Annotated in this window: 16 protein-coding genes and 1 pseudogene; 8 read left to right on the forward strand and 9 right to left on the reverse strand. The window is 73.2% G+C overall.

Annotated elements, in window-relative coordinates; genetic code table 11:
• From HWV07_RS09875 to HWV07_RS09890, 4 genes are all read left to right on the forward strand, one after another.
• Positions 1 to 1,179, forward strand: a complete 1,179-nt coding sequence (locus tag HWV07_RS09875; RefSeq protein WP_178334136.1) for a branched-chain amino acid ABC transporter permease — start codon at positions 1 to 3, stop codon at positions 1,177 to 1,179.
• Positions 1,172 to 1,990, forward strand: coding sequence for an ABC transporter ATP-binding protein (locus tag HWV07_RS09880; RefSeq protein ID WP_178334137.1), 819 nt, complete (start codon positions 1,172 to 1,174; stop codon positions 1,988 to 1,990). Before HWV07_RS09875 ends, HWV07_RS09880 begins: the two co-directional genes overlap by 8 nt.
• Positions 1,987 to 2,715, forward strand: a complete 729-nt coding sequence (locus HWV07_RS09885; protein WP_178334138.1) for an ABC transporter ATP-binding protein — start codon at positions 1,987 to 1,989, stop codon at positions 2,713 to 2,715. Before HWV07_RS09880 ends, HWV07_RS09885 begins: the two co-directional genes overlap by 4 nt.
• A 90-nt stretch (positions 2,716 to 2,805) precedes the next feature.
• Positions 2,806 to 3,759, forward strand: a complete 954-nt coding sequence (locus HWV07_RS09890) for an AAA family ATPase (protein WP_178334139.1) — start codon at positions 2,806 to 2,808, stop codon at positions 3,757 to 3,759.
• On the opposite strand, the gene HWV07_RS09895 is transcribed toward HWV07_RS09890, so the two are convergent.
• The 6 genes and pseudogenes from HWV07_RS09895 to HWV07_RS09920 all read right to left on the reverse strand — a co-directional run bounded on the left by HWV07_RS09895 (position 3,749) and on the right by HWV07_RS09920 (position 11,573).
• Positions 3,749 to 5,065: a hypothetical protein gene (locus HWV07_RS09895; protein ID WP_178334140.1), complete on the reverse strand. Its 1,317-nt coding sequence runs from the start codon at positions 5,063 to 5,065 to the stop codon at positions 3,749 to 3,751. The genes HWV07_RS09890 and HWV07_RS09895 overlap by 11 nt on opposite strands.
• On the reverse strand, positions 5,056 to 6,333 hold the full coding sequence (locus HWV07_RS09900; protein WP_178334141.1) for a DUF58 domain-containing protein: 1,278 nt from the start codon (positions 6,331 to 6,333) through the stop codon (positions 5,056 to 5,058). The genes HWV07_RS09895 and HWV07_RS09900 overlap by 10 nt, the downstream gene beginning before the upstream one ends.
• Positions 6,330 to 6,692, reverse strand: a pseudogene (locus HWV07_RS09905) (DUF7269 family protein); the annotation flags it as partial. The pseudogene HWV07_RS09905 and the gene HWV07_RS09900, both read right to left, overlap by 4 nt.
• Positions 6,693 to 6,869: 177 nt before the next feature.
• A complete protein-coding gene (locus HWV07_RS09910) occupies positions 6,870 to 9,875 on the reverse strand; it encodes a transglutaminase TgpA family protein (protein ID WP_178334143.1) in 3,006 nt (1,001 codons plus the stop codon).
• A gap of 80 nt (positions 9,876 to 9,955) precedes the next feature.
• Complete coding sequence (locus HWV07_RS09915) at positions 9,956 to 10,900, reverse strand: alpha/beta hydrolase (protein WP_178334144.1); 945 nt, start codon at positions 10,898 to 10,900, stop codon at positions 9,956 to 9,958.
• A 151-nt stretch (positions 10,901 to 11,051) separates the two neighbouring features.
• Complete coding sequence (locus HWV07_RS09920; RefSeq protein WP_178334145.1) at positions 11,052 to 11,573, reverse strand: archaemetzincin family Zn-dependent metalloprotease; 522 nt, start codon at positions 11,571 to 11,573, stop codon at positions 11,052 to 11,054.
• 39 nt (positions 11,574 to 11,612) lie between these two features.
• On the opposite strand from HWV07_RS09920, the gene HWV07_RS09925 reads away from it, so the two are divergent.
• Genes HWV07_RS09925 through HWV07_RS09935 form a run of 3 tightly spaced genes read left to right on the forward strand, consistent with a single transcriptional unit; the run spans position 11,613 to position 13,089 of the window.
• Positions 11,613 to 12,002, forward strand: a complete 390-nt coding sequence (locus HWV07_RS09925) for a UPF0146 family protein (RefSeq protein WP_178334146.1) — start codon at positions 11,613 to 11,615, stop codon at positions 12,000 to 12,002.
• A complete protein-coding gene (locus tag HWV07_RS09930; protein WP_178334147.1) occupies positions 11,999 to 12,862 on the forward strand; it encodes a TIGR01548 family HAD-type hydrolase in 864 nt (287 codons plus the stop codon). The genes HWV07_RS09925 and HWV07_RS09930 overlap by 4 nt, the downstream gene beginning before the upstream one ends.
• A gap of 26 nt (positions 12,863 to 12,888) precedes the next feature.
• A complete protein-coding gene (locus HWV07_RS09935; RefSeq protein ID WP_178334148.1) occupies positions 12,889 to 13,089 on the forward strand; it encodes a hypothetical protein in 201 nt (66 codons plus the stop codon).
• On the opposite strand, the gene HWV07_RS09940 is transcribed toward HWV07_RS09935, so the two are convergent.
• On the reverse strand, positions 13,086 to 13,541 hold the full coding sequence (locus HWV07_RS09940; RefSeq protein WP_178334149.1) for a DUF7529 family protein: 456 nt from the start codon (positions 13,539 to 13,541) through the stop codon (positions 13,086 to 13,088). The two genes, HWV07_RS09935 and HWV07_RS09940, sit on opposite strands and share 4 nt — an antisense overlap.
• A 110-nt stretch (positions 13,542 to 13,651) precedes the next feature.
• On the opposite strand from HWV07_RS09940, the gene HWV07_RS09945 reads away from it, so the two are divergent.
• The gene (locus tag HWV07_RS09945) at positions 13,652 to 14,047 is read left to right on the forward strand and encodes a pyridoxamine 5'-phosphate oxidase family protein (RefSeq protein WP_178334150.1); all 396 of its coding nucleotides are present in this window, start codon (positions 13,652 to 13,654) and stop codon (positions 14,045 to 14,047) included.
• A gap of 15 nt (positions 14,048 to 14,062) precedes the next feature.
• Here the strand turns inward: HWV07_RS09945 and HWV07_RS09950 are convergent, their stop codons facing one another.
• Together HWV07_RS09950 and HWV07_RS09955 are read right to left on the reverse strand one after the other, a co-directional pair.
• A complete protein-coding gene (locus HWV07_RS09950) occupies positions 14,063 to 15,460 on the reverse strand; it encodes an ABC transporter ATP-binding protein (RefSeq protein WP_178334151.1) in 1,398 nt (465 codons plus the stop codon).
• Positions 15,453 to 16,610 (reverse strand): ABC transporter ATP-binding protein, encoded by a 1,158-nt coding sequence (locus HWV07_RS09955; protein ID WP_178334152.1) that lies wholly within the window; start codon positions 16,608 to 16,610, stop codon positions 15,453 to 15,455. The genes HWV07_RS09950 and HWV07_RS09955 overlap by 8 nt, the downstream gene beginning before the upstream one ends.

Raw genomic sequence — 16,610 nt, forward strand, 5'->3', positions numbered from 1 at the left:
GTGACCACCAGTCAGGACACGGGCGGCTACTGGAGCGGGCTGACCGTCGCGGAGCGCGGCGTCACCGCCGCCATCGCGGCCTTCGTCGGCCTGCTGTTCCTCGGACTGCTCACCGGGGTCCTCACGCCCACGTACTTCCTGTTCCTCGTCGGCCTCTCGGGGATGTACGCGCTGCTGTCGCTGGGGCTGAACGCCCAGTGGGGGTACACCGGCCTCATCAACTTCAGCGTCGCCGCGTTCTTCGGCGTCGGCGCCTACGGCGCGGCGCTTTTGTCGGCCTCGGGGTCGCCGCTGGCCGGCGGGTTCGACCCGATCTTCGGCCTCCTGGCCGCCCTCGGGATGGCCGTCGTCCTCGCCCTCGTCATCGGCGTGCCGACGCTGCGGCTCCGGGCCGACTACCTGGCGATCGCGTCGCTCGGCCTCGCCGAGGTCGTCCGGATCGTCGTCAAGAACAAGCAGGACTGGACGAACGGCACCGCCGGCATCCGGGGCATCCCCGGGTTCTTCGAGAACTGGCCGGTGCTGTCGACGTTCCCCGACGCGATGCCGGGCCTCCAGATCCACGTCCCCGCCGGGCCGGTCATCGAACTCGGTGCCCCGTTCTACGGGATGCTGCTGAACGTCGCGCTCGTGTTCGCGTTCGTCGGCGTCAGCTACGCGATCCTCGCGCGGGCCCACCGCTCGCCGTGGGGCCGGGTGCTCCGGACGATCCGCTCGGACGAGGACCTCGCCCGCGCGCTCGGGAAGAACACCTACTCGTTCAAGATGCAGGCGTTCGTCCTGGGCAGCCTCGTGATGGCGCTGGCCGGCGTCTTCTACGCGCACCTGAACCTCTACGTCCAGCCGGGCGACCTCGACCCCATCACGACGTTCTACGTCTGGGTCGCCGTCATCCTCGGCGGCAGCGGGTCGACCCGGGGGGCGGTCTTCGGCGGCGTCGTCGTCGTGACCATCCGCCAGGGGACGCGCTTCCTCAACGAGTTCGCGTGGCTCCCGGTCGACGTCGCGCCGCTGCGGCTGCTCGCCATCGGCGTCATCATCGTCCTCGTGATGCGGTTCCGGCCGGAGGGCGTCCTGCCGCCCCAGAAGGAGCTCATCTGGCCGGGATCGGTCGACGAGGCGGCCACGACGCCGGACTCCGCCGTCAACCAGTCGACCCGAGGTGACGGCGATGAGTGACGCGAGCCAGCCGCCGGAAGCGGACGTTCCGGCCGACACCTCGAAGGACGACGTCGTCCTCCGGGTCCGGGACCTCCAGAAGCGCTTCGGCGGCCTCGTGGCCACCGACCACGCGACCTTCGACGTCGAGCGCGGCACGATCACGGCGCTCATCGGCCCGAACGGCGCCGGCAAGTCGACGATCTTCAACCTCGTCTCGGGCTTCTACGAGCCCGACGGCGGGACGGTGGAGGTCAACGGGGCCGACGTCACCGGACAGGACCCCCACGAGGTGGCCGAGCACGGCCTCATCCGGACGTTCCAGACGCCCCGGAAGCTCGAGGGGATGACCGTCCGCGAGGCGATGCTCGTCGGCCCGCGGAACCAGCCCGGCGAGTCGTTCGTCAAGCTGTTCACCTCGCCCGGCAGCGTCGCCGAGGCGGAGACGAAGCACCTCGCCGACGCCCAGCAGATGCTCGAGGACTTCGAGATCGACCACCTCGCGACCCAACCGGCGACCGACATCTCCGGCGGGCAGATGAAGCTCGTCGAACTCGCCCGCGCGATGCTGGCGGAGCCGGAGGTCCTGCTGCTCGACGAGCCCGTCGCCGGCGTCAACCCGACGCTGCGGAACAAGCTCGCCGACCAGATCCGACGGCTCAACGAGCAGGGGACGACCTGCCTGCTCATCGAACACGACATGGACTTCGTGATGGAACTCGCCGACCCCGTCGTCGTACTGCACCAGGGCCGCGTCCTCATGGAAGGGACGCCCGACGAGGTCCGCTCCGACGACCGCGTCATCGAGGCGTACCTCGGGGGTGGCGCGTGAGCGCGAACCCCGACCACGACCCCGCCCTCGCCCTGGAGGACGTCGACAGCGGCTACGGCGAGGTGCAGGTCCTCGACGACCTGTCGATCCGTCTGGACGACGGCGAGATCGTCTGTCTCATCGGCCCGAACGGCGCCGGCAAGTCGACCGTCCTCAAGACGGCCTTCGGCCTGCTGACGCCCTGGGAGGGCCGGGTCAGCTACCACGGCGCGGACATCGGCGGGATGGCCCCCGAGGACATCGTCCGCGAGGGCATCGGCTACGTCCCCCAGACCGACAACGTGTTCGGCTCGCTGACCATCGAGGAGAACCTCCGGATGGGCGGCGTCGCCCACGACGACGACCGCCTCGACGAGGTCGTCGACCAGCTGTACGACCGGTTCCCGCTGCTCACCGAGAAGCGCGCCGCGAAGGCCCGCACCCTCTCGGGCGGCCAGCGGCAGGTCGTCGCCTTCGCCCGCGCGCTGGTGATGGAGCCCGACGTCCTGCTGATCGACGAGCCCTCAGCGGGGCTGGCGCCCAACACCGCCGACGAGGTGTTCGCGGACGTCCAGGCGGTCAACGAACTCGACACGGCCATCCTGATGGTCGAGCAGAACGCGACGAAGGGCCTGGCCATCTCCGACCGCGGCTACGTCCTCGACCAGGGGACCGTCGCCTACGAGGACCGCGCCGACGCGCTCCTCGACAACCCCGAGGTCTCGGAGCTGTACCTCGGCGGCTGAACCGCCTCGGCCCACTTCTGACGCCTGCTTTCGGACGAAATCACGACCCCGTGGAGTCAGACCTAAGCGGGTGGCCCCCAGAGGCCAGCCATGGACGTTCCGGAGGCGGCCGACGCCGCGTCGTCGGTGCTGGCGTCGGTCTCGGACGCCGTCATCACCCGCGAGTCGTTCCTCGAGACCCTCGTCACCGGCGTCGTCGCCGGCGGCCACGTCCTCCTGGAGGACGTCCCGGGGACGGGGAAGACGCTGACCGCCCGGTCGCTGGCGACCGCCCTCGGCCTCGAGTTCTCCCGCGTGCAGTTCACCCCCGACCTGCTGCCCGCCGACGTCACCGGCTCCTACGTCTTCGACGAGCGGGACCGCTCCTTCGAGTTCCGCCGCGGCCCCATCTTCGCGAACGTGGTGCTGGCCGACGAGATCAACCGGGCGCCGCCGAAGACCCAGGCCGCGCTGCTCGAGGCGATGGCCGAGGAGCAGGTCACCGTCGACGGGACCACCCACCAGCTCCCCGACCCGTTCATCGTGCTGGCGACGATGAACCCCGTCGAGCAGGAGGGGACGTTCCCGCTACCGGAGGCCCAGCGCGACCGCTTCTGGCTGAAGACCTCTATCGGCTACCCGGAGCCGGACCGCGAGCAGGAGCTACTGGACCGCCGCGCCGAGCGCGAGACGAGCACCCCCGCGGCGTGGGGCGTCCTCACGCCCGACTCCGTCCGGGAGCTGCAGGCGGCCGCCGAGGACGTGCGCGTCGACCCCGATCTCCGGGCGTACATGACCGCGGTCGTCCAGGCGACCCGCCGCCACGACGCCGTCGAGGTCGGCGTCTCGCCGCGCGGCCTCCAGCGGCTGTTCGAGCTCTCTCGCGCCCGCGCCGTCGTCGAGGGCCGCGGCTACGTCGTCCCGGGCGACGTCGAGCGCGTCGGCGTCCCGGCACTGGCCCACCGGCTCGTCCTCACGCCGGAGGCCCGCGTCGGCGCAACGGAGCCCGCGACCGTGATCGAGGCGGCCCTCGAGGGGACCCCGACGCCGACCGTCAGCGGATAGCCGCGCCCAGCACCGAGACGCCGACCAGCAGTAAGGCGGCGCCGACGCCGGGCTCGGTCCGGGGCGCGAGGCCGACCAGCGGGACCGCAGCCACCGCGCCGCAGCCCACGGCCAGCGTCGCGACGCCGGCGCGGGAGAGCGCGGTCCGGGGCGGCGGCGCGATGGCCGGCTCCGCTGCCAGTAGCACCCACGAGAGCACCGCGAACCCGCCGGCCAGCGCGGTCACAGCCGCGCTCACCCCCGCCAGCGCGACCGCGACGAGCAGACAGCCCGCCCCGACGCCGGCGGGCCGCCCCGCGGTCAGTTCGCGGGCCAGCGGCGCCCGGGCCAGCAGCGCCGCGGCGAAGGCCAGCCCCGACACCGAGAGCGCCGCGAGGAACGCCGCCGCCGTCGAGGGGGCGACCGTCTCGACGACGACGCCGAAGGAGTCTGCCGCCGGCGGGAGCGCGGCCAGCGCCGCGGCGACGAAGGGGCCGCCGTCGACCGCGGCGACGAACGCGGCGAGAGCCAGCGGCCCGGCGGCGACGGCGACCCACGCCGGCCCGCGGCGGAACCGCGGGTCCTCGGCCGCGACGACGCCCGCCAGGGCGCTCGCGACCAGGGCCGTCGCTGTCGACCACAGCAGCACGTAGGCCGGCGCCCCGTCCGCGAGATTCCCGACGAGGAGCGCGTCGACAGCGAGCGTCTCCGGCGCGACGAGCGCACCCACGCCGACGAGCAGCGCCGCGGGGCCGACGGTGCACGGCCACGGCGGGAGGCCAGCGGCCCGCCACGACGCCAGCGCGGCCCAGCCGGACGCCACAGCGACCGCGACCGGGACGCCGAGCAGCACCGGCGCGACCCCCTGGACCGCCAGCCGGGAGCTGAGGAAGCTCCCGAACGGCTGCGACGACGCCAGCAGCAGCGCCAGCGCCGCCGTCGACGGCAGGACGAGGGCGGTCCACGCGCCGAGGAGGCCGGCGACACCGCCGCCGGGGGCGCCTCTGGCCGAGTTTCGACTCGGCGCGTCCGGTTCCAGTCGCCCGAACGCCGCAGTCAGGCATCCCGCGAGGCCCGCCGCGACGAACAGCGAGCCGAGCGCCGCGCCGGCGGAGTCGACGTTCGTCACTGCGCTCGCGGTGAGCGACGTCGCTGCGGCCAGCGCGAGGCTCCCGGCGGCGAGTCCGGGGGTATCGCGGTCGACGGTCACCGCGGCGATGGCGCCGGCGACGCCCGCAGCGATCACGAGCGCCGACGCGGGCAGCAGGACCGCCGCCAGGAGCGCCGCGGCGACGCCCGCCGCCCCGGTGACCCGACTCACGTCCACGTCGCGAACACCTCCTCGACGGCGCCCGACAGCGGCTCGGCGACCCGCCAGTCGACCGTCGGGACCCCAGCGCCCTCGAGCCGAGCCAGCCGCTCCTCGCGGTGAGCCCGCTCGACGACGGCACCCGGCGTCTCGCCGCCGACACCCGGCGACAGGACGCCGACGTCGCCGCCGGTCTCGTGGACGGAGACCGCGAACGACACGGACGCGTCGTCGAGACAGGGAGAGACCAGGAGGACGCGCGCGTCGCGTCGGAGCGGGTCCGGCAGTCCGGCGTCGAACGGCGAGGTCGACGACGCGGGGTCCCCGCTCGCCGCGCCACCGTCGGCGACCGCCGCGTTCCCGACCCCGGGGACGGCGACGCCCTCCCCCCACGGCAGCGACGCGTGGCCGTCGAGCAGCCGCTCGATCCGGGTCCGCTGGGGGCGACCGCCGGCTGGCGGGAGCGCGTCCAGTGAGTCCGGGTACAGCCCCACGCCGACGTCGACGCCGCGCTCCAGCAGGGCGCGAGCCAGCCGCTCGGCCGCGTCGACGCCGTAGGCCAGTGCCGACGGCTCGACGGCCCGCCCGCGGACGTCGCAGCCGTCGCGGACGTCGACCAGGAGGTGGACCGTCGCGGCGCGCTCCTCGCGGAACTCCACGGTCGTCAGTTCGCGGGAGCGGGCGTAGCGCCGCCAGTCGATGCGGCGCTGGGGGTCGGAGGGGCGGTACTCCCGGACCGAGTGGAACTCGACGCCGCTGCCGCCGGTGTCGGCTCGCTGGTCGCCGACGCGCCGCCCGACCGAGGCTCGAAGCTCCAGCGGCCGGGCGTCCGAGCGGCAGCGGAAGGACGTCTCGACGTCGTGCTCGACGGTCGCGTCGTCGACGAGCCCGCGGGCCGTCACCGCGACGGGGCCGAACGCGTGGGTGCCGCGCCGCGCGACGACGTCGTACGCCAGGGTCGTCGAGGCGCCGGCGGGGAGCCGGACCGATGCCCGCGGGTCGTCCACGGCGTCGACGCCCTCGGGCAGGGAGTCCGCGACGAGGCAGTCCGCGACCGTCCGGCCCTCGTTTTCGACGGTCACGCGAACGGTCACGCGCTCTCCGAGGGCCGGCGCCGCGTTCGAAAGCTCCCGGTCGACGGCGACGCGGGGCGCCGGCGGCGCGGTCAGGAGCCCGGCGACGAGGGCGGCCAGCGGCACCGCCGCGAGGCCGACGACGATCGGTCGCCCGACGGCGGCGCCGAGGCCGGCCACGCCCAGCGCGGCGGCGACGAGACCGCGTCTCACAGTTCCCCCTCCAGCGCCGCGACGGTCCGGCGCGTCCTGGCGACGACCCGCGGCGTCGTCGACCAGCGCTCCCGGAACCGGACCGCCGGCGGCGCGCGGAGCGAGTCCGAGAGGAACGCCGTCGCCAGCGGATCGTCGGTCCACTCGCCGCGCTCGACGCGGGCCGCGGCCGTCTCGCGGTCGACGCCCTCGCGGCTCGCGACGAGCGCGACCGTCGCCTCCCGGAGTCGTTCGCGGAGTTCCTCGGGCGCGTCGTCGGTCCGGAGTTCGGTGCTGCTCATCCGCTCGACGCGAGCGAGCGTCGCGTCGAACTCCGCGCCGAGCAGGTCGTCGTCGTTGATCGACGGCGACGCATCGGCGTTCGGTCGGGACGGTCCCGTGTGAGCGCCGCGCCGACGAGCGCGACGACGAGAGGCCGAGGATCGCCAGGACGTTCGGCGTCACCGGCCCCGAGAGCGCGGCGTCGACGCCGGGCGACGCCGCGACGACCGCCCCGAGGACGACGAGCGCGGCGCCGAGGACGGCCAGGTCCCGCCTCATCGCGTCGCCTCCCGGATGCGCGACAGCGCCGCCTCGGCCCGGCGCTCGCGCTCCTCGGTCGGGTCGGCGTCGCCGTACCGCACCTCGCGGAACAGGTCGGTGAGCTCGGCGACGGCCTCCTCGGGGAGGCCCGCCTCGACGGCCCGGTCCGCGACCGCCGCGGGCGTCCGCTGTGTCCCGTCGAGGCCCGCCGCCAGCGCGACCCACGCCCGGTAGACGTCGTTGTCCGGGGCCGGTTCGACGAGGAACGCCGGGTCGGTCGGGTCGTCGGCGTCGCGAGTCGTCCCTCCAATCCCGGCGTCGCGGACCGCGAGCGTCCGTTCGACGTCCGCGAGCACGCCGTCGACGAGCCGTCCGAGGGCGCCGACCAGGAGCGCGAGCAGTCCCGTCGGGTTCCGCGGCAGCCGCTCCAGGTACCCCCGCCGCCGGGCCGCGAGGCCGACGACCGCCAGCACGCCGAGGAGGCCGACCCAGTAGACCCAGACGTGGCCGGCCCGCGTCTCACCGGCCGCGTCGCCGCGCTGGACACGGAGGTCGAACGTCGCCGCCGCCAGCGGGACGTCGACGGTCGTCCGGCCGTCGGCGTCGGTCCTGGCGAGGGCCTCTCCGTCGGTGTAGACCGTCGCGTTCTCGACCGGCTCGCCGTCGACCGTCGTCGCACGCACGTCGACGCTGCTCCCGGGGACCGCCCGGCCGTCGGTCCGGACGTGGACGGCCGTCGGCAGGTCGAGTCGCCGTTCGGCCCGCACGTCCCCGCGGGAGACGGCGACGGTGACGGAATCGTTGTACGGGAGCGTGATCCGCCCCCGACCGAACCGGTCGGTGTCCCCCACCGGTCGGCCGTCCACCGCGACGACCGCGTTCCGGATCGGCTCGTCCCCGACCGCGCCCCGGACGAGGACCTCGCGGCCCGGGACCGGGTCGGCGACGGCGACCGACGGCTCGCCGGTCGTCACCGACCGCTCGACGGTCCGGGAGAAGTTCCCCCGCTCGACGGTGACCTCGCCGGGCGAGCGGTACGGCGCCGGGACCGTCGTGACCCCGGCGGCGTCCGTCGTCACCGATTCGACGCCGTTGGTGACCGTCGCGCCGGGGACCGGCCGCCCGTCGACGCGGGCGCGGACGGACAGCGGTCCGCCGGCCGCCCAGTCGTCGGCGACCGTCACGTCGAGGGTCCCCTGGACGGGGACGGACGCCTCCCCGCGTGCGGCGCCCCGCTCGACCACCACGGTCGCCGGGCGCTCGTAGGGGGTCGGGATGGTGGCCCGGCCCTCGGCGTCGGTCGTCGCCGACTCGTCGCCGGCCGTCACCGTCGCGTCCGGGACCGGTCGGCCGTCGAGCGTCGCCGTGACCTCGAGGGGGTCCCTGGGGTGGCTCCCGTCGCTCGGCTCGACCGCGACGTCGACGGTCGTCTCGAGGTCGAAGGTCCGCTCCGAGCCGGCCGGCTGGAGCCGGACACGTTCGAACCCGCTCAGGTCGGCGACCGCCTCGGGGACGGTCCGAACGGCCGCGCGGTCGCCCGCCGACCCGGTGGTCCGGTCGGTACCGGCGTCCTCACCGGTACCCCCGTCCGGGTCGGGGGCCTCGACTTCGTCCGCGGGAGATCCCCGACGGAGGACGGCGCCCTCCTCGACGGTCGCCCGGAACAGCACGGCGTCGGAGAGCCCCGTCAGGCTCCCCGATATCTCGGTCTCCGGGGCCGCGTAGCGGAGGTCCTGCAGGCTCCGGGAGTTCGCGGGCGAGGACCCGCCCGCCGAGCCGCCGTCGGCTGCGACCGGCGGCGGCTCCCCGTCGCCCTCGTAGACGTGCGCGGTGATCCGGAGCTCCTCGTCGTAGGGGACCGCAGCGTCGACCTCGCCGGCGGCGTCCGTCGCGCCGACCGGCCGGCCGTTGAACCGCACCTGGGCGCCCTCGACCGGCGAGCCGTCGTCGGCTCGCACTCGAACCGTCACCGTCTCGCCCGGGGCCACGGTGCCGTCGACCTCGATGTCGGCATCGAGTTGCCGCCAGCCGCCCTCCTGGAGCGCCAGTTCCGGGACGACGCTTCGGAACGCCGCCTGCTCGCCGCCGTCGTCCGTCTCGCCCTCACCGTCCTCGACGGTCGCCAGCCCGCGGGCGTCCTGCCGCTCGGCGGGCGGCGTCGGGTCGAACGGCACCCAGCCGACGCCCGGGAAGTACGCCTCGACCCACGTGTGGGCGTACTTCCCCCGGACGACGTGCTCGCCGGCGCCGACCTGCTCGTACGGCGTGTAGCCGGTGACGTACCTGGCCGGGACGCCCTCCGCGCGCAGCATCGCCGCCATCGTCGTCGCGAAGTACTGGCAGTAGCCGGCGTCCATCTCGGTCGCGAACGCCGTCGCCACCGCGTCGTCCGGCCGGTCGACGGTCAGCGAGTAGTTCTTCTCCGTCCGCAGCCAGCGGTTCACCGCCACCGCCGTCTCGTAAGGGGTGTCGGCGTCCGCCGTCACCTCGGCCGCGGTCGACTCAAGCTCCTCGGGCGTCCCGTCGGGGAGTTGCGTGTACCGCTGCTCGATACCCTCGGGGTAGTCCCGGCCCGCGGTCCGGAGGTCCGCCTCGGACCAGACGGGGCGGCGGGAGGTGACGGTGAACCTCTCGCCGGGTTGCAGCGGCCGGTCGGGCTCCAGCGAGCCCCCCGCGGCCGACGCCGCCGGGCCGTCGTAGCCGGTCGGCCGCCACGGCGCCGGCAGCGTCCGCACCGGGTTCTGCACCTCGTAGCTCACCCGCACCGTCTCCGCGGCGCCGGGCGGCGGCTCCAGGTCGTCCGTCGAGCCGGCGCTCGCGGTCCGCTCCCACCCCGTCCCCGTGTACCGGTCGTAGCTCGCCGCCCTGAAGTACGACCCCTCGACGGGACCGTAGTCCGTCCCCTCGCCGTCGTCGCCGAAGGGCGCCGACAGCGGCGACTCCTCGAAGGCCAGCTGCGGCGCTGCCAGCGCCACGCCGGCGACGCAGAGGGCGACCACGGCGAGGGAGGCGAGTCGCACTACTTCGGTTCGTGGCGGCTGCGGTTATATGAATTACCCCGGGTCCGGGCGGCGAAGGTCGGGTGCCGCCGGAGCGACGGTCAGCCCGCCCGTTCCAGTTCCTCGGCGGCCACGCGGACGGAGTCGTCGGCCTCGTCGACCAGCCCGAGGAAGCTCGTGAAGCCGTGGATCATCGCGTCGTAGCGCTCGTGGCGGACGTCGACGCCGTCGGCGGCCAGCGCCTCGGCGAGCGCGTCGCCCTCGTCGCGCAGCGGGTCGAAGCCGGCCGTGACGACCATCGCCGGCGGCAGCCCCGAGAGGTCGTCGGCCAGAAGCGGCGCGAGGTACTCGTTGCGGAGGTGGACCGGCGACTGGACGTACTGGTCCTGGAACCACTCCATCGTGTCGCGCTCGAGGAAGTACCCCTCGGCGTTCTCCTCGCGGCTCTCGTACTCCTCGAACGGCGACCCCGCGACGGGGTAGAACAGCACCTGGTGGGCGATCTCCGGGCCGGTCTCGTCGGTCGTGACGTCCCGCTCGACGTCGCGGGCCATCAGCGAGACGCCCGCCGAGAGGTTCGCGCCCGCGCTGTCGCCGCCGACCGCCAACGTGCCGTCGCCGCCGACCTCCTCGGGGTTCTCGGTCAGCCACTCCACGGCCGCGTAGGCGTCCTCCAGCGACGCCGGGAACGGGGCCTCCGGCGCCAGCCGGTAGTCCACCGAGACGACCGTCCACCCGCTCTCCTGGGCGAGCCGCTGGCAGATGTTGTCGTGCGTCTCGATGTTCCCGACGACGAACCCGCCGCCGTGGAAGTACGCCAGCACCGGCTGGTCGCCCGCCTGGGCCTGGTAGACCCGGGCGTCCAGGTCCCCCGCCGCGCCGGGGATGGTGATGTCGTACTGGTCGTGGACGTCGAAGTCGGGGGTGAAGTCCGCGACCGCGTCGAACTGCCGGCGGGCGGCGTCGACGCCGACGTCCTCGAGGTTCGGCGTCTGCTCGATCATGTCGAGGATGGGCTGCAGCTGTGGATCGACCTCGTCTGCCATACTCTGGCACTCCCCTTCGAGATACTTGAGGGTACGTACACCTGCAATTCTGCGCTCGGCTGCCTTTCAGGTGGTAGCTTTACGGGTGCGCGCGGTTACCGAGCGGTAACGTCCGGGACGCCGCGGGCGAGAGAACGAGCGAGAACAGCGCCTAGAGGACGAGCCGCTGACAGCTGCCGCAGAGGTTCTCCTCCTTGACGTCGACCTCGCGGACGGTCGGCGAGAAGTTCATCACGCAGCGGGAGTTGTCGCAGTGCTCCAGCCCGAGGGTGTGGCCGATCTCGTGGACGACCTCCTTGCGGACGCGGTCGGAGAAGATCTCGCTGGCCGGCTTGTTCGAGATGCCGCCGTCCGAGGACGTCTGGAGGCGGTACGTCGAGATCACGGAGCCGTTGCCGGAGAGGTAGGCGAGCCCGAAGACGTAGTTCCGCCGGCGGTAGTAGAGGTCGTGGTCGGTGATGGCGATGTTCTTCTCGCCGCTGCCGATCCGACTGGCGAGTTCGATGAACTCCTCTGCGCGGTACTGCTCGCGTGCCGGGTCGTGGGCCCCGTCCGGGACGGGCTGGCTGTCGTGGATGGTGACCTCGCAGTCGTAGACCGACCGCAACCCGCTTGAGGCCTCCCGCTTGACGGCCGCCGGGAGGTCGCCGACCGGCACGATGTCGACGTGCATGGGAAAACGTTAGATACCGCTGTTCATAAACATCCCGACGTGCACACCGAGTGGAAGCGGTCGCTCGTCGACCGCCTCTCGCAGTACGAGGAACTCGTGGAGGTGGGCGTCGGCGAGCGCCCGGGTGTCGCGGCCGGCCTGGCCGACCGCGGCCGCGGCGTCACCGCCACCGACGTCCGCGCTCGCGACGTCCCCGACGGGGTCCGCTTCGTCCGCGACGATGTGACCGACCCCGCGGCGGACGTCTACCGCGACGCCGACGCCGTCTACGCGCTGAACTGCCCGCCGGAGCTCCAGGGACCGCTCGTCGACGCGGCCAGGACGGCCGGCGCCGACTGCCTGTTCACGACGCTCGGTGCCGACCCGGCCGTCGTCGACGCGACGCCGGAGACCCTCCCCGGAGACACGCTGTTCTACGCCAAACCATGAACGCCGACGCAGTGGTCCTCGACATCGACGGCGTGCTGGTCGACGTGGCCGACTCCTACCGCCGGGCCATCGTCGAGTCGATCGAGCGCGTCTACGGGGACACGATCGAGAAGGAGGACGTACAGCTGTTCAAGGACGCCGGCGGCTTCAACGACGACTGGGAGCTGACGTACGCGGCGGCGCTGTACGTCCTGGCGCGCCGCGAGAAGCCGCAGCTGAGCATCGAGACGTACACGGGGCTCATCTCGGCCTCCGGCGGCGGCCTCGAGGGAGCCCGGACCGCCGTCGCCGACGAACTCGACCCGGCCTCACGCGAGCAGGTCCTCGCCGACTGGGACAAAGAGCGGCTCCGCGACGTCTTCCAGCAGCTCTACCTCGGCGCGGACCTCTACCGCGAACTGGAGGGCGGCGAGCCCGACCTCGAGACGGAGGGGTACATCCACGACGAGTCCGTGCTGCTGGCGCCGGACACCCGCGAGGCGCTCGAAGCGTGGCCGCTGGGCGTCCTCACCGGCCGGCCGAGAGCGGAGGCCGAGATCGCCCTGGAGCGCGTCGGCCTCGAGGTCGACGACGAGCACCGGTTCACGATGGACGACTGGGCGGGCGGCAAGCCCGACCCGGAGGCGCTGGTGACGCTGGCCGAGCGTCTCGAGGCCGACAGCGTCGTCTTCGTCGGCGACACGCTCGACGACATCCACACCGCGAGCAACGCCGCCGAGGCCGACCCCGACCGCGAGTACCGCGGCGTCGGCGTCCTGACGGGCGGCCTCACCGGCGAGGAGGGCCGCCGGAAGTACCGCGAGGCCGGCGCGGCGGCGATCCTCGAGAGCGTCAACGACCTGCCGGAGCGCCTGGACTGATTACGCCGGAGCCCCACACTCCCACCATGCAGATAGAACGCGTCCTCGTCTGGCTCGTCGGGCTCGTCGCCATCGCCGCCTCAGTCGCGGTCTACGCGGTGCCGGTCGAACCGCTCCCGGTCGACCCCGCGGTCGCGGTGCTGGGCGCGCTCGTCGCGCTGCCGCTGCTGTTCGTCTTCGGTCGACTCCTCCTCAACCTCCGGGGCGGCAGCCGCGGCTGGTCCTAGAAGAACAGCGACGGGTCGTCGTGGGTGAACGTCACGCGCGCGTCGTCGGACGGTGGCCGGACGTGCGTGTAGGTGACCCCCTCCTCGCGGGCGCGCTCGGCCAGCGACGCCGCCTCGTCGACGTCGTAGAACACCGGGACGACGACGGCGACCTCGTCTTCGCCGGCCTCGACGGCGACGATGCAGAACCGGACGCCGCCCTCCTCGGCGCGGAGGACGTGCGAGGTGTCGAAGGTGACGTCGGCGACCAGTTCCTCGAGGGTCTCGACCTCCTCGGCCGGCGCGAGGACGTCCAGCCCGAAGGGGTCGCCGTCGAGCGGCGTCACGTCGCCCGGCCGGACGACCAGCGCCTCCCAGCCGGCCTCGCGGTACTCGGCGGCGGTCGCGTCGGCGTCGACCAGCAGCTCCTGCCAGCGGTCGGCGACGTCGGAGGGCGGCCCCTGTGAGTCCATACCGGGAGCGGCGGCCGGGAGGACGAAAAGCGCGACGGTCGAGCGGACCCGGGGCGCTGCCGTCGCTTGCCGGGGGCAGCTTTGACCCGCTGGCGGACGTAGGCTCACGCGTGGCCCGGAACGTACCCGAGCGAGCCGAGGAACTGCTCACGAGCGAACCGCGGATCGCCCACCTGGGGACCTGCCACGAGGCGAAGCCCCACGTCGCGCCGCTGTGGTTCAACTACCGCGCCGGCGAGGTCGAGATCGCCACGACCGGCCAGAAGCTCGCGAACCTGAAGCGGAACCCGAAGGTGTCGGTGTCCGTCCAGAAGGACGAGGACGGCCACGCCGTCTGGGGCGTCTCCATCAGGGGGACCGCCGAGGTCGTCGAGGACGAGCAGGAGGCCGACGAGCTGTTCCGGCGGCTCAACCGGAAGTACGGCGCCGACGACGACGCCTGGCAGGAGGAGAACACGGCCGTCCGCATCGACGTCGGCTCCGCGGAGTACTGGGAGTACGAGTAGCGGACGCCGACCCGGTCACCGCTCCTCGACGGGGTCGACCGCCGAGGGGTCGACGCTCTCCGGCAGTCCGCGGAGGTGGCAGGCCGCCCGGGGGTTCTCGGGGACGTGCGTCTCGCAGACGCTCTCGTAGCGCTCCCGGAGCCGCTCGGCGGCCGCGTCCCACTCCTCGTCGGCCAGCGACTCGAACGCCGCCCTGACGTGGGCGCGTTCGTCGGCCGGAAGTTCGACGTCGTCGAGCAGGCGGTCGAACAGCGCCTCGACGACGGCCTCGGTGTCGGCGTCGCCGTCGTCGGGCGTCTCGCGCTCGCGGAGCTCCGCGAGGCCCACGTCGCGGCGCTCGATCAGCTCGCGGACGTCCATCACGGACCGGTAGGCCTGCTGGGAGAGGTCGACGTCGGCCGGCGGGATCACCTTCGGACATCGGGTGCGGAACCGGCAGCCCGACGGCGGGTCCCGCGGCGAGGGGACGTCGCCAGACAGCGTGTCGACGTCGCGCTCGTGCTCGTCAGTCGACGCCCGCGGGACGCTCTCCAGCAGCGCCTCGGTGTAGGGGTGCTGGGGGTTCGCGAACAGCTCTTCGGTGGGGGCTATCTCGACGATCTCGCCGAGGTACATCACCGCGACGCGGTCGCAGATGTGCCGGACGACGCTGAGGTCGTGGCTGATGAACAGGTACGTGAGGCCGAACTCCGCCTGGAGGTCCTCCAGCAGGTTGAGCACCTGCGCCTGGACGCTGACGTCGAGGGCGCTGGTCGGCTCGTCGAGGACGACGAACTCCGGGTCGAGCGCCAGCGCCCGCGCGATGCCGATCCGTTGCCGCTGGCCGCCCGAGAACTCGTGGGGGTAGCGGTCGAGTTGGTCGGCCGAGAGTCCGACCCGCTCCATCAGGTCGGCGGCGCGCTCGCGTCTGAGCGCCTCGTTCGAGCGGTCCTCGCGGCCCTCGACGTCCGACTCCGGCGACGGCCAGTCGTGGACCGCCATCGGCTGCCTGATGGTCGCCCCGACCGACATCCGCGGGTCGAGACTGGAGAAGGGGTCCTGGAACACGATGCTCGCCCGTCGCCGGAACGAGAAGAGGTCGTCCCGCTCCGAGAGGTCGGTGCCGTCGTACTCGACGGTCCCGCCGGTCGGGTCCTGGAGCCGGAGCACCGTCTCGCCGGTCGTCGACTTCCCGCAGCCGGACTCGCCGACCAGCCCCAGGGTCTCGCCCTCGTGGATATCGAAGGAGATACCGTCGACGGCACGGACGGGGTCGGTCGCCTCGCCGAACAGTCGGTCCAACAGGGAGCTGTCGGTCTCGAAGTACTTCTGCAGGTTCCGGACCCTGACGAGTGGGGTCTCGTCGGCCACCGACGCCGCGGCGCCGTCGCCGCTCGCGGGACCGTCGGCCGTCGGCTGCGGGTCGCTACTCATCGAAGTACCCCTCCGGAAGCGCGTCCGCCGGGTCGTAGTCGCGTTCGGCGAGGACGCACCTGACCTCGTGCTCCTCGCCGACGTCGAACTCCGGCGGGTGCTCGAGGCAGTCGTCCATCGCCTTCGGACAGCGGTCCGCGAAGTAACACCGGTCTTCCATCTCCGAGTCGATCAGGTCCGGGACGTTCCCCTCGATGGGGGTGAGGCGGCCGCCCGCGTCGTCGAGGTCGGGGATGGAACCGAGCAGGCCTCGCGTGTACGGGTGGACGAAATCGTCGAAGACGTCCTCGAGCGTGCCCCGCTCGATGATCTCGCCGGCGTACATGACGCCGACCCGGTCGCACATCCGCGCGATGACGCCGAGGTTGTGGCTGACCAGCAGCGTCGTCATGCCGGTCTCCGCCTGGAGGTCGTCGAGGAGTTCCAGCACCTGGGCCTGGATGGTCACGTCCAGTGCGGTCGTCGGTTCGTCCGCGATCAGCACGTCGGGGTCGACCGCCAGCGCCTGCGCGATCATCGCCCGCTGGAGCATCCCGCCGGAGTACTGGTGGGGATACTCGTCGGCCCGCTCGGCCGGGTCGGGGATGCCGACCGTCTCGAGCAGTTCGACGGCCCGCTCCCGGCTCTCGCTGGTGACGAACTTCTGCGAGCCGAGGACCGTCGAGGCCACGAAGGAGGAGAAGGAGTACTCGACGCCCCGGGACAGCCGCGGCGTCGCGCTCGCGCGGCGCTGGACCTCCACCGCCTCCGCGATCTGTTCGCCGACGGTCAGGCTCGGGTTGAAGCTGCTCTCCGGGTCCTGGAAGATCATCGTGAACTTGGTCCCACGGAGCGCCTCCCGGACCGACGCCGGAACCCGTCGCAGGTCGACGAAGTCGCCGTCGACGGCCTCCGGGTGCTCCTCGCGGAGTTCGGCGGCGAGGTCCGCGTTGCGGTACTCGATGGACCCGGCGGTGATCTCGCCCGGCGATTCGACCAGGTCCATGAGCGACAGCGCGGCGACGCTCTTGCCGCTGCCGCTCTCGCCGACGATGCCGAACACCTCGCCGCGTTCGATCGTCAGGTCGAGCTCCGAGACCGCGTTCACCTGCCCTTCGGCGGTGAAGAACCGCGTCGAGAGGTCCTCGACGCGGAGGAGGTCTTCGCCCAC

The organism is Natronomonas salina, from assembly GCF_013391105.1.
Classification (GTDB): Archaea; Halobacteriota; Halobacteria; order Halobacteriales; family Haloarculaceae; genus Natronomonas; species Natronomonas salina.

Bases quoted from the DNA above. Each gene is read 5' to 3' on its own strand.
- HWV07_RS09880 (WP_178334137.1), top strand. From the start codon at position 1,172: ATGAGTGACGCGAGCCAGCCGCCGGAAGCGGACGTTCCGGCCGACACC.
- HWV07_RS09890 (WP_178334139.1), top strand. From the start codon at position 2,806: ATGGACGTTCCGGAGGCGGCCGACGCCGCGTCGTCGGTGCTGGCGTCG.
- HWV07_RS09915 (WP_178334144.1), bottom strand. From the start codon at position 10,900: ATGGCAGACGAGGTCGATCCACAGCTGCAGCCCATCCTCGACATGATC.
- HWV07_RS09920 (WP_178334145.1), bottom strand. From the start codon at position 11,573: ATGCACGTCGACATCGTGCCGGTCGGCGACCTCCCGGCGGCCGTCAAG.
- HWV07_RS09930 (WP_178334147.1), top strand. From the start codon at position 11,999: ATGAACGCCGACGCAGTGGTCCTCGACATCGACGGCGTGCTGGTCGAC.
- HWV07_RS09935 (WP_178334148.1), top strand. From the start codon at position 12,889: ATGCAGATAGAACGCGTCCTCGTCTGGCTCGTCGGGCTCGTCGCCATC.
- HWV07_RS09940 (WP_178334149.1), bottom strand. From the start codon at position 13,541: ATGGACTCACAGGGGCCGCCCTCCGACGTCGCCGACCGCTGGCAGGAG.
- HWV07_RS09950 (WP_178334151.1), bottom strand. From the start codon at position 15,460: ATGAGTAGCGACCCGCAGCCGACGGCCGACGGTCCCGCGAGCGGCGAC.